The organism is Streptococcus intestinihominis, from assembly GCF_046824975.1.
Lineage (GTDB): Bacteria > Bacillota > Bacilli > Lactobacillales > Streptococcaceae > Streptococcus.
In genome coordinates, this window is record NZ_JBKQBL010000001.1 from 304,013 (window position 1) to 316,218 (window position 12,206).

Annotated in this window: 10 protein-coding genes and 1 pseudogene; 2 read left to right on the plus strand and 9 right to left on the minus strand. The window is 45.6% G+C overall.

Annotation, left to right across the window (positions count from 1 at the left end; all coding sequences use genetic code 11):
• Positions 1-354 (minus strand): TrmH family RNA methyltransferase (locus ACLOR3_RS01610; protein ID WP_412036927.1); only part of this gene is annotated, 354 nt, incomplete at its 3' end.
• Between the two features lie 104 nt (positions 355-458).
• On the opposite strand from ACLOR3_RS01610, the gene ACLOR3_RS01615 reads away from it, so the two are divergent.
• Both ACLOR3_RS01615 and ACLOR3_RS01620 read left to right on the plus strand, forming a co-directional pair.
• The gene (locus ACLOR3_RS01615) at positions 459-1,424 is read left to right on the plus strand and encodes an aromatic acid exporter family protein (protein ID WP_411400078.1); all 966 of its coding nucleotides are present in this window, start codon (positions 459-461) and stop codon (positions 1,422-1,424) included.
• 170 nt (positions 1,425-1,594) lie between these two features.
• Positions 1,595-4,834, plus strand: a complete 3,240-nt coding sequence (locus tag ACLOR3_RS01620) for an LPXTG-anchored zinc carboxypeptidase (protein WP_411400079.1) — start codon at positions 1,595-1,597, stop codon at positions 4,832-4,834.
• Between the two features lie 316 nt (positions 4,835-5,150).
• Here the strand turns inward: ACLOR3_RS01620 and ACLOR3_RS01625 are convergent, their stop codons facing one another.
• From ACLOR3_RS01625 to cysE, 8 genes and pseudogenes are all read right to left on the minus strand, one after another.
• A complete protein-coding gene (locus ACLOR3_RS01625) occupies positions 5,151-6,818 on the minus strand; it encodes an alpha-glucosidase (RefSeq protein WP_411400080.1) in 1,668 nt (555 codons plus the stop codon).
• Positions 6,819-6,884: 66 nt separating this feature from the next.
• Positions 6,885-8,015 (minus strand): ABC transporter ATP-binding protein, encoded by a 1,131-nt coding sequence (locus ACLOR3_RS01630; RefSeq protein ID WP_129270011.1) that lies wholly within the window; start codon positions 8,013-8,015, stop codon positions 6,885-6,887.
• A 123-nt stretch (positions 8,016-8,138) separates the two neighbouring features.
• A complete protein-coding gene (locus ACLOR3_RS01635) occupies positions 8,139-8,999 on the minus strand; it encodes a helix-turn-helix domain-containing protein (protein WP_411400081.1) in 861 nt (286 codons plus the stop codon).
• Positions 8,999-9,394: a Mini-ribonuclease 3 gene (locus tag ACLOR3_RS01640; RefSeq protein ID WP_129270007.1), complete on the minus strand. Its 396-nt coding sequence runs from the start codon at positions 9,392-9,394 to the stop codon at positions 8,999-9,001. Before ACLOR3_RS01640 ends, ACLOR3_RS01635 begins: the two co-directional genes overlap by 1 nt.
• Positions 9,387-10,730: a cysteine--tRNA ligase gene (cysS, locus tag ACLOR3_RS01645; protein ID WP_411400082.1), complete on the minus strand. Its 1,344-nt coding sequence runs from the start codon at positions 10,728-10,730 to the stop codon at positions 9,387-9,389. The genes ACLOR3_RS01640 and cysS overlap by 8 nt, the downstream gene beginning before the upstream one ends.
• A 17-nt stretch (positions 10,731-10,747) precedes the next feature.
• Positions 10,748-11,269, minus strand: coding sequence for a dihydrofolate reductase family protein (locus tag ACLOR3_RS01650; RefSeq protein WP_000301981.1), 522 nt, complete (start codon positions 11,267-11,269; stop codon positions 10,748-10,750).
• An 8-nt stretch (positions 11,270-11,277) separates the two neighbouring features.
• Positions 11,278-11,442 (minus strand): annotated as a pseudogene (locus ACLOR3_RS01655) (nucleoside phosphorylase); the annotation flags it as partial.
• Positions 11,443-11,545: 103 nt separating this feature from the next.
• Positions 11,546-12,163, minus strand: a complete 618-nt coding sequence (gene cysE / locus ACLOR3_RS01660) for a serine O-acetyltransferase (protein WP_411400083.1) — start codon at positions 12,161-12,163, stop codon at positions 11,546-11,548.
• Between the last annotated feature and the right edge of the window lie 43 nt (positions 12,164-12,206).

The following is a 12,206-nucleotide window of genomic DNA, read 5'->3' on the forward strand; positions in this document are numbered from 1 at the left end:
CGCATCAGCTGTTCGGAGAATGGATCCCAAGTTATGCGGATCAGTCAAGCCATCCAAAATCAAGAGCAAGGGATTGTCTTGATCAGCTACCTGGGTCAAGATTTCAGTCAAGTCCGTATAGGCAAATTCCGAAACTCGCAGGACAAAACCTTGGTGGACAGCTCCTTCTGTCATTTCTTGCAAGGTCTTCTTAGGGGTCCAAGAAATAGAGACCTTTTTTTCCGCTGCCAGATCCTTGATTTTTTCAACATTTTTTCCACGCAAATCATCCTGGATATACAATTTATTTCCTGTATTTGCGACTAGTGCTTCTGTAACGGCATGAACGCCATAAACAATATCGTTTTTTTCCATGAAACTAGTATAACACAATTGCCATATCTGGTGAAACATTTGGAGTAGGCCACTTTGCTTGTGGTATAATGAAACTAGTTTAGAAAAAGGAAAGAATCAGCATTATGCCACTTATTCACCGAACCATCAAGATGGTTCTCGCCACCTGTTTGGCCATCTTGCTTGCAGAGTTTCTTGGCTTGAGCTATGCCACCTCTGCGGGGATCATTGCCATCCTCAGCATCACCGATACCCGTCGAAGTACCGCCAAACTAGCCTATAATCGCTTTATGTCCATGCTTCTTGCTCTCCTCCTTGGAAGCTTAGCCTTTCAACTCTTTGGTTTTAACCTATGGGCTCTTGGTTTTTATCTGGCCACCTATGTTCCCCTTGCTTTCCTACAAGGCTGGGAAATTGGTATCACGCCCAGCTCTGTCCTGGTTACCCATCTCCTGCTAGAAAAATCCACTTCCCTTTCTTTATTGGGAAATGAAGTGGCTATTTTCCTAATCGGAACCAGCTTTGCCCTCCTAGCCAATCTCTATATGCCTTCTCGACAGGAAGAAATTGATCGCTATCATGAAATTGTCGAGGAGCAACTCAAGAAGATTCTCTATCGCTTTGCAGAGTTTCTAGGAAAAGGAGACGGGAGCAACGATGCTAGCTTGATTCGTGAGCTAGATACCATCTTAAAAGAAGCTCTCGATTTAGTCTATTTAGACCACTCCAACCACCTCTTCCATCAGACCAACTACCATATCCATTATTTTGAGATGCGCAAGCGCCAAAATAATATCCTGCGGGATATGGCCAACAACGTTAACAACTGCCAATTAGCCGCGAGCGAGAGTCTTATTTTGGCCCAACTCTTTGCTAAAACAGCCAGCCAGCTCAGTCAAGAAAATCCAGCCCAATTCCTACTTGACGAAATCAACCGCTATCTAGCAGTCTTTCGTGAGCGACCTCTTCCTCGATCACGTCAAGAATTTGAAACCCGAGCGACCCTTCTGCAACTCCTCCGTGATCTTGAAACCTTCATCTCCATTAAGGTGGAATTCTATCAAAATTACCAGGAGGAACTGCAAGCATGAGTTCTGCTCATATACAGAAAGAGGCCAAATGTTTCGGCTTCTTTTTATCTTTTTCTTGATCCTACTCTACTCCTTTCCTCAGAAAATTATTCTAAAACCCCTATTGAAAGCGCTGTCGTAAAATGATATGATAAGTGTATATGTATACAAAGAACAAAGGAGGTCTCTTTATGCATTCTTCTTATAAGAAGCGTTTGTACACAAACGCACTCAGTCTCTCTACCGCTGTCCTTTTAGCCTTCCTCGCACAAGGCCAAGTTGCTGCGGACACTGTTGAGACAGCTAGTCCTGCCGCACCTGTCGAAAACGTCCTCAAGCCACAGGGAACAAACGCTAGCCCGGCAACAAGCACAGAGGCTAACAGTCCGGCTCCTGCAACAGAAGCGACTGCAAGTCCTGCAGAGACTGCTCCAACTAATCCTTCTAGCCCAGTTGAAGCCTCTCCTACCGCTTCAGACACTACTAGCCCTAGTGCTAAGCCAGAAAACACAGGAACAGAGCGAGCAGCAAACGCAGAGCCAGCTATCAGCCTTAGTGACAGTCCTGTTTACATGTCTGAAAAAGGAACGCTGACGGATACCGTTAAGGATCAAGCTCAGGCTGCTGGCAAGATTAGCTGGACTTTGGACGACAAACCACTGGAAGAGTGGAAAACTTGGGACATGGAGACAGGAACTCTGTCCAAAGATCCCTTCATCACAGTTGAAGAGAACAAAAACGGAAACGATTTGGATCTGACCTTTACGGTCAAGGAACTCTTTGGCGAAGATTTAAGCCTTCGGAGCCCTAATAATATCCGTCGGACCTATCGGAACTATATTGGCGAGCATACTTTAGTCGGAACTAGTTCAGATCTTGGGCTGACTATTCGCAAGAATCTAACCTTCCGTCCATATAAAGATTTCCATACCCACGAGGAAATGCTAGCTTCCATTGAGCAGACAAAGGCAGAAGCCAAAACGGACCGTCTAGTTCAGCTTGAAACTCTTGGTAAGAGCGCACAAGGACGTGATATGAAGATGGGAATCGTGAGTAAGGACCAAGCCAGCATCGATCACTACCTCTCATCTACCAATCCAAAAGCCCTCACCAAACCAAGTGAGATGTTGGCTGCTTTGAAAGACCACAAACTCGATTATAAACTACCTGTCCTTGTTCACAATACCCACGCCGATGAACAACCTGGAATTGATATTATCACGGGACTCTTCCGTACCTTCGCAACTGAAAATCAAGTCACCTTTAAGACTACGGATGAAGCCGGTAACGTCAAGAATGTGACTCTGGACATCCCAACCTTGCTCAATAAATTCATCTTCTTGTTTGACTTCACGGAAAACCCTGACGGGGACGCTCTCAACCTACGTGCTTTGGCCAATGGACTGGATCCAAACCGGGATGCCAGCTACCAAACCAACCCAGAAGTGCGCACCGTCATCCAAATGATCAACAAGTGGAATCCGATCGCTCTCTATGATATCCATGGATTTGTCAAAGAATTCTTGATCGAGCCTGCAACACCTCCACATGATCCGAACTTTGAATACGACCTCATGTCCAATCTCATGCTGGAAAATGCCCGTCATATGGGTCGCGCAGGGGTTGCCAATTCCAAATACGACAGCTACATCATTCCAAAACTGGATTGGGGAGATGGCTGGGATGATTCCTTCTCTGGTTATACAGGTGTCTATGCCGTTTACCACGGCATCTTGGGCCATACCATCGAAATTCCAGAATCCAACCAAGAATCCTATTATGCTGGACGTAATGCTGTCCTTGGCGGAATTGACTTCCTCAGCCAAGATCCCGACAAGCTTCTTGAGATGCGCCTCAACTTCTACCTACGTGGCCTCAACAAGATTGAAGATCCAAAAGCAGAGAACGAACTAGTTGGACCAACTGGTGAAGTTGTCGGTCGTGTGAAGAATGGTCGTCCGAAATTCTTCCCTGACTACTATGTTATCCCAATGGGCCTCGACAAGGACAATGATGCACAAGAAGCCTTCAATATGATTGACTACTTCAAACGCAATGGTGTCCTCGTCAAAGAACTCAAAGAAGATACAGGTACCTACAAAAAAGGAGACCTGGTCATTGACATGGCTCAAGCTAAACGGGGCTATGCCAACCATATCCTCTATAAAGGGTCTAACGAATCCGCCTGGGCAGCCATGTATGCGGAACTTCTCGTTAACTTCCCTGATATGAAAGGCTTCAAGGCAGAACCTGTGTTCAAAGACGGTCTCTTTGCTGGAAAACTTGGAGAAGTCACCACCACTCGCGCGACTAGAACCTCTGAGATCGATCCTAAAGCGCCTTACTACGTCATTGCCAATACCTCAGCCAGTGCCGTTCAAGCAGTAAACAAGGCGATTTCCCAAGGTAAATCTGTCTACCTAACAGATGATGGCTACATCGTTGACCGCGATACTTTTGCATCGCTCCTACCAAACTATGCCATCTACGGCGAAGCCCTCTACAAGGTTCCAAACGGCCCAACCTTGAAACCATTGAAGATCTATTCTCCAAACTATCACTACGATTGGACCGGCGTAGATGCGCCTGCTCATACTAGTTTGGTCCTTGAAAAATTAGGTTTCCAAATCGTCGATACTCCTGACGAAGCAGATGTTATTGTGCTTGAAAATAATCGCTTTGATGCCTCCATCTTCGGCAAGAAACCAACTCTCGTCATCGGCGGGGAAGCCATGCAGAAACTGGAAAAATTGGGAGTTCTTTCAGGTTTTGACGCTGAAAAACTTAAAGGTGGCAGTGACTACGAGGGCTTGATGAAAGCCATCATCGATGACCAAGACCCACTGACCAGTGGCTACAAGAAGAACGCTCTCTTCTACTCCAACTCAGGAAACTGGATTGAAAAGGTTCCAAGCAACTTTAAGACCTTGATGAGTATCGCTTCAAGTGACTACTACATTGCAGGCTGGTGGCCAAAAAATGAAGTCCTAGCCAATAAGGTCATGGCCATCTCTGGAGAACTTCTGGGCCAACCACTCTTTGTCTATGCCGGAAATCCAACCAATCGCCAACACCCAGTCCACTTCTTCCGCTGGGTAACCAACGCGATCTTCGGCAGCAAGTTAGCAAGCTTGATGGATTACGTACCAGCCAAAGAACCAGATCGGGTGGTAGTCCCAATCTACAATCAAGCAGAGCAGAAAAAAGTAGAGCAGTCTCAGACTACTTTACCAGCTTCTCCTAAAGTTGAAAAAGAATCTGGTGTCGTTCATCCACTTAGCTACCAAGTAGGACAAAGCTTCCAAGAAAATCCAGACAAGGCGCAATTGCCACAAACTGGAGATCACTCAACCGGACACTTTGTTCTTTCAAGCTTCTTGCTAGCCGTTAGCGGAGGCTTCCTCCTCTTGAAAAAGAAAGAGGTTGAGTAAGATTTTAGACTAGCTATGAATCTCAAGTTCATCTTTTCATAGAAAATCAGTTTTTCATATGAAATAATCTAAGAAATGAGACAAAAGTTATAAAACTCGCTCTAGTATTTAGCAGTATTCAGTCTTATACTGAAATTTTCCGCCGTGAGAAAAGTGCTTGAAACTGTTATGTTTCAAGCACTCGGGAGTTTTGAAACCTTAGGTTCAAAACTAAGTCATGGAACTTCGAAGAAGTTCGCTGACGTCCGTACTCACCTAAGGAAAGTTTCGAAAGATATATCTTCAAAAGAACCTTCGCGTCTGCGAAGGTTCTATTCTATTCCACCAATTCCAACACAACAGTTTGGTAAGGGGCCAATTCTAGCACATGGTCTCCTTCTTGGAATAATCCTACAGTATTATTTAAAATGACCGTTTTAATCGGAGCTGGCAGCTCCAAGGTGGCCTGGCGATTTTGGAAATTGCTGATCACCAAGAGACGCTTGTCCCCACGGCGTTCAAAGGCGATGATGTTCTCACGGTCTCGATAAGCTGGGATCATATCTCCAAACCGGATGGTATTTCCATAGAGGGGATGGCGATACAAGGCCGTCAACTGGCGGTAATAATTCAAGATGGAATTTGGATCCTTTTCCTGGTCTTCCACATTGATGGCAACATTTGGTTTGGGACTGATCAACCAGGCTGGCCCATCACTAAATCCCAAACCTGGCTCCGCTGACCACTGCATCGGTGTCCGCGCATTGTCTCGGCTATAGTTGGCAATCACTGCTAAGGCTTCTTCCTCACTCAAACCAGCTTCTTTAGCCACATGGTAGCCATTGATGGTCGCGATATCATCAAAGTCCTCCACTGATTCAAAGACTTGGTTCTCCATTCCAATTTCTTGACCTTGATAGATAAAAGGTATTCCCTTGCGCAAAACCTGAATGGTTCCCAGGGCTTTTTTACTGGTATCGTTTACTGGACCTTCTGCAATATAGTGGGACACCCCACGAGGCTCGTCGTGATTCTCGATAATGGTCGAGAGGACCCCAATACTATCTGCACGCTCATGAGCTTGGAAAATACTTTCCTTGAGTTCATCTGCTGTCGGAAGACTATGGTCAAACCAGCCTTTTCCTTCTTGCCCCAGCATGGTTTGTTTGAAGTCAAAGATGGAAGAGAAGACACCGTCTTTTCCAATAAAGAAGTGCAACTCTTCATCGGTTTCATTGAAAACTTCCCCTACAGTGAAGGCATTGTACTTGGCAAAAGTACGCTCTTTTAACTCTTGCAAGAAAGGTTCAATCGGTTGGGCATTGACCAGCGATTCCGGCACTGGGACCAGGCCATTGTCACGATCGGACGGAAGCGAACGCCATTCTAAATCCTTTTTGATATTGATAATAGCGTCAATCCGGAAGCCTGCAATTCCTTTGTCCAACCACCAGTTGATCATCTTATAAATTTCTTCGCGCAAGACAGGATTTTGCCAATTGAGGTCTGGCTGATCCTTGTGGAAAGAATGGAGATAGTATTTGTTGGTGCCAGGAACCGGTTCCCAGACACTGCCTCCAAAGTAACTTTCCCAGTTGTTGGGTTCCTTGTCGCTTTCGATGAAGTAAAAGTAGTCTGCATAAGGGCCATCTGGATCCGCTAGAGCCTTTTGGAACCATTCGTGATGACTGGAGCAATGGTTGACCACCAAGTCCATAATGATGGAAATGCCTCGCTTCTTTCCTTCCGCAATCAACTCTTCCATATCTTCCATGGTCCCAAAAAGGGGATCAATGGCATAATAGTCAGAAATATCATAACCCTGGTCAATAAAAGGACTCTTGTAAACAGGAGATAGCCAGAGAATATCAATCCCTAAATCTTGAAGGTAATCGAGTTTCTCCGTGATGCCTTTCAAATCCCCAACACCATCTCCATTGCTATCCTTAAAGCTTTTTGGGTAGATCTGATAAGCGACCTTCCCCTTCCACCAGTCTTTTTCCATGTTTTGTCTCCTTAAAATGAAAGAGACCGAGACACATTGTCTCAGTCTCTATAGTGTCAGTACTGATTAGTATACTGTCTTTTCAGTTTCTTTGTCGAAGAAGTGAGCTTTGTTCAAGTCAAATCCAAGTTCGATGGTTTCACCAGTTCCAAGATAGTCACGCGCATCCACTTTCGCGATGAATTCGTTGTCACCAACTTGGCAGTACAAGTGTGATTCAGAACCAAGCAACTCAGATACAGAGATGGTTGCTTTCACCACTGATTCTGGGAAAGTTTCAAGGAAAGCAGCTTCTGTATTCACGTCTTCTGGACGGATACCAAAGATCAACTCTTTGCCTTCATAGCCTTTTTCACGAAGAACTTTCAAAGCACCTTCTGGAACTTTCAAATTCAATCCGTTAGTAACGATGTGTCCACCTTCCAACTTGACGTTAATGAAGTTCATGGCAGGGCTTCCGATGAATCCAGCTACGAATTTGTTAACAGGGTTCTTGTACACTTCTTGCGGAGAACCAATTTGTTCCACACGTCCAATTGTACCAGTACCAGCTGGGTTTTTAGTCGCAGACATGATAACGATACGGTCAGCAAGAGTCATCGCTTCTGTTTGGTCGTGAGTTACGTAGATAGTTGTAGCTCCGATACGGCGGTGGATTTTCGCGATTTCAGCACGCATGGATACACGAAGTTTCGCATCCAAGTTTGACAAAGGTTCGTCCATCAAGAACACTTTTGCATCACGGACAATGGCACGACCCATAGCCACACGTTGACGTTGACCACCAGAAAGGTCAGCTGGTTTACGATCCAAGAATTCTTTCAAGCCAAGGATTTCAGCTGCTTCTTGTACACGTTTGTCGATATCTTCCTTGCTGTATTTACGCAATTTCAAACCAAAGGCCATGTTATCGTACACAGTCATGTGTGGGTAAAGAGCGTAGTTTTGGAATACCATGGCGATGTCACGGTCTTTAGGTGCCACGTTATTTACAACAGTACCATCGATGGAACATTCACCTTCTGTGATATCTTCAAGACCAGCGATCATACGAAGAGTTGTTGATTTACCACATCCTGAAGGACCTACGAAAACGATAAACTCTTTGTCTTTGATGTCCAAGTTGAAATCTTCAACTGAATAGTGTTCACTGTTTGGATATTTTTTGTAAATATTTTTAAGATTTAATTCTACCATGATGGTACTCCTTTGATTTTTATAATTCTATTGTAAATGAAAACGCTTTACAAAACTATGGCAAGTCTCACAAAAAAGAAAAAGAGTTTTGTGCAAGTTGCACAAAACTCTCAATTCATTCCGTTAAATCACATCCTGTAGAACCAAATGGTAACAAAGGGCTAGATCAGTCAGATTTTTTAACTGGAGACCCGTTAGCTCTTCCCACTTATCAATCTTGTATTGGAGTGAATTGCGATGGAGATAGAGTTGCTGGGCCGCCTTGGTTACGACTGCCCCGTTGTCCCACAGTGCAACAATGATATCCTGCAACTGGTCTTGACTCCCAATCAACTGACGCAAGCCTTCTTTGATAGGATGGAGATCCAAATCTGGCTGCTCGATTCCCCACAGATAGAGTTGAGAAAAGCGGTAGACGCCTTGGTGCCCTTCTCGGATCCAGGCTCTAAAGGCCGCCCGTTCTGCTCGGATGACAGGAGATACTTTCCCAGCTTTTGACTCAGTCCACACCTGCCCGACCATGATGGATAAGCGAAGATTAAAATCATACTCCATGGCAGAGACAGTATCTTTTAAGATAGCAGCCACATCTAGGGACTGCTCTTGATCCAGAATGAGCACATAGTCCTGCCCACTTAGTTGCAAGATTGCTCGGAAGTTGGGCAAAAGCGTCTGCATCATCTCTAACCAGGAAGCCGTTCCTTCCGCTGTCGAGTGCGAGAGGTGGCAATAGACAAGTTGCATTTTTTGGATAACTTGAGGGGCTTCTCCCTTTCCATCGATCAGGTATTGGTACCAAGGATTGGGAACAAGATCTTCCTCACTAGCCAACCAGGCAATCAATTGTTTTTCTCGCTCGGTTAGCTCTTCTTCCCTCAGTAGCAACCATTGCTGGGCCTGCAGGGGAATGGCTACATAACCAACTGGTGGATTGGGGTGATCCGTCACCTCTGCCTGAGGGAACCACTCTCTGATATTTTTCACTATTTTGTTCCTTCTTCCACTTTTTGGATACACCAAGCTACCAATTCCTCTAAGCGATTGATTTCATCTGTCAGATGCAGGTAACCCATGACCGCTTCAAAACCCGTCGACATGCGATAGGTCACGACATCCGCATTTTTGGCCTTGGTATGGCTATTGGTATTGCGACCGCGCTTATAGATCTCGACTTCTTTCTCTGTCAAAAGCTCTTCTTCCAACATCATCGCAATCAGACTAGCCTGAGCCTTGGCAGAGACGTAGCGGGTAGCTGCCTGATGAAGTTTATTGGGCTTGGTCATCCCTTGCAAAATCAGGTGCTTGCGAATATACATAGAATAGACCGCATCTCCCTCAAAGGCCAGGGCAATCCCATTGATTAGATTGACATCAATCACGAGTCCACCTTACACCTTCTTTTGTATCCAAGAGCTTGATTCCTTGCGCAGCCAATTCATCGCGAATGGCATCTGCTCTCGCAAAATCTTTCTTAGCCCGCGCTTCCTGGCGTTCAGCGATCAAGGCTTCAATATCTGCATCCAAGACTTCTTCGACAAAGACCACTCCAAAGACTTCTAACATCTTGGTCAAGGCATCCTTGACGTCTTGATTGTAGTGACCTGAATTGATCCATTTAGCCAATTCAAAGACGACAGTAATTCCGTTCGCTGCATTGATATCTTCATCCATCGCCGCGATAAACTTGTCCACAAAGCCTTGCAAGTCTGCTGGATCCACTTCTCCTGTGAACGGTTGCTCATAGGTATTTTTCAAATACTTGAGGTTGGTCTCCGCATCGCGTACCGCTTTTTCTGTGAAGTTAATGGGCTTGCGGTAGTGCTGGGTCGCAAAGAAGAAGCGAAGGACTTGGCCGTCGATGGTCTTCAATGCATCATGCACAGTAATGAAGTTACCTAAGGACTTGGACATCTTGACATTGTCGATATTGACAAAGCCATTGTGCATCCAGTAGTTGGCAAAAGTTTTGCCTGTTTTGGCTTCAGACTGGGCAATTTCATTGGTATGGTGTGGAAACTCAAGATCGGCTCCACCACCGTGGATATCAATGGTATCGCCTAAAATCCCCGTTGACATGACCGAACACTCGATGTGCCAACCAGGACGACCAGGACCCCAAGGACTGTCCCAAGAAACTTCACCCGGCTTCGCAGCTTTCCAAAGGGCAAAGTCGACTGGATTTTTCTTGCGGGCAGTCTCTTCATCTGTCCGACCAGAAGCACCTAACTCCAAGTCTTCTAGAGTTTTGTTGGCTAACTTAGCATAGTTGTGGGATTTTTCCACACGGAAATAAACATCCCCTTGGCTCTCGTAGGCATAGCCTTTTTCGATCAAATCAGCGACAAAACGAATGATGTCGTCCATAAACTCGACCACACGAGGGTGGCGGGTTGCAGGTTTGACCCCGAGAGCCGTCACATCCTCACGAAAAGCCGCAATGTACTTGTCTGCCACTTCCTGAGGAGTAATGCTTTCTTCCTTGGCACGGTTGATAATCTTATCATCCACATCTGTAAAGTTGGAAATGTAGTTAACCTCGTAGCCACGATACTCAAAGTAGCGACGAATCGTGTCAAAGGCTACTGTCGAACGGGCATTCCCCACGTGGATATAGTTGTAAACTGTTGGCCCACAAACATACATGCGGACCTTTCCTTCTTCGATTGGGACAAATTCTCGCAAATCACGAGACATGGTGTCATAAATTTTAATCATGCGGTCCACTCCCTTCTTTATTTCTGACTTTTTCGGCTGAAAACCAGCTCTGCAAAAGGGCCAAATTGTCTGAGGCTATCCAGTTGATAAAAGCGCTGCCCTTCCTCTTGGGTAAAGAGGGGAACCCCCTTTCCTAGGATAAGGGGCGCTATCTGAATAATGAGGTGGTCGAAAAGATCCGCATCCAAGAGCGGTCCTACCAAGGAATTACCACCAATCACAAAGACATTTTTGCCTTTGTCAATCTGGCGAACAAAGTCCACCACATCCCCAGCTACTGGCTGGTAATTGCTGACAGGCAGGTGCCTATCATGCGTAAAGACATAGTTTTCCGTAGCTTGATAAAAACTTTCTACATCTTGCAAATCTTGGATTTCCTCAAAGGTCCGCTTGCCCATAATGGTGATATCCATTTGCCTGTAAAAGTCATCATAACCTGTATCCTCTACAGAACCAAGCTGATGCAGCCAGTCTATCCTGTGTTGGCTGTCTGCCAAGTAGCCATCCATGGTGATACAGCCGTAAAAATATACTGCCATTCTTGTAGTTACCTTTCTAGTTCCTTTGCTATTGTCAAAGTGATAGTGAAAAAAGTCATGGCATCAGCTGTCCGCTCTTCATGGCGGGCACCCCAGGTTCGGTTATGATGATCTACATAGTCAGCTGTGTAGAAGAACTGATAGACTTTACTCTTGCGAAATTGACTCCAAGCCTTCTTTCAGTTCAAGGACTACCTGGTTCAAAATAGCATCTGGTAAATATGACAGGTCGGTTCCTCCTGTCATATTTCACTTCGATAACTTTTCCAACCTTTTCTAAAGACTTGATGAATGGTGACTAGCTTCCTTGGCGTGCTCCATCTTATTCACGTAGTATTCACGCTTTTCTTCTTCCTGGTGAATGATTGGCTCATCCTTCTTACCGTGAACACGAACAATCTTGGCAGGAACACCGACAACGGTCACATCACTCGGTACATCGGAGACAACGACCGCCCCCGCTCCTACTTTGGCCTTGGCCCCAATCTCAATCGGACCGATGACCTGAGCATGAGCGGAGACCAAAACTCCCTCACGAACCGTTGGATGGCGCTTCCCTGTATCCTTTCCAGTTCCACCGAGCGTCACCCCGTGGTAGAGCATAACGCCTTTTTCAACAATAGCTGTTTCCCCAATAACGAGGCCTGCTCCATGGTCGATAAAGACACCAGAAGCAATGGTCGCTCCTGGATGGATTTCGATCTGGGTCCAAAAGCGCCAGAACTGACTGTGCATCCGAGCTAGAAGCTTAAAGCCATGATTCCACAAAAAGTGAGAAACACGGTGAGCAGCTAACGCTTTAACGCCTGGATAGGTCAAGAGGACCTCCAGCGAGGTACGTGCTGCTGGGTCATTTTCTTTTACAATATCAATGGTTTCACGCCACCATCCCATACCGTGCTCCTTTCTTTTAAATGCTTATTCTTTCGTTGCTTCG

Coding starts and splice junctions, on each gene's coding strand:
- ACLOR3_RS01620 (WP_411400079.1), top strand. CDS start 1,595: ATGCATTCTTCTTATAAGAAGCGTTTGTACACAAACGCACTCAGTCTC.
- ACLOR3_RS01615 (WP_411400078.1), top strand. CDS start 459: ATGCCACTTATTCACCGAACCATCAAGATGGTTCTCGCCACCTGTTTG.
- ACLOR3_RS01630 (WP_129270011.1), bottom strand. CDS start 8,015: ATGGTAGAATTAAATCTTAAAAATATTTACAAAAAATATCCAAACAGT.
- cysE (WP_411400083.1), bottom strand. CDS start 12,163: ATGGGATGGTGGCGTGAAACCATTGATATTGTAAAAGAAAATGACCCA.
- cysS (WP_411400082.1), bottom strand. CDS start 10,730: ATGATTAAAATTTATGACACCATGTCTCGTGATTTGCGAGAATTTGTC.
- ACLOR3_RS01650 (WP_000301981.1), bottom strand. CDS start 11,269: ATGGCAGTATATTTTTACGGCTGTATCACCATGGATGGCTACTTGGCA.
- ACLOR3_RS01625 (WP_411400080.1), bottom strand. CDS start 6,818: ATGGAAAAAGACTGGTGGAAGGGGAAGGTCGCTTATCAGATCTACCCA.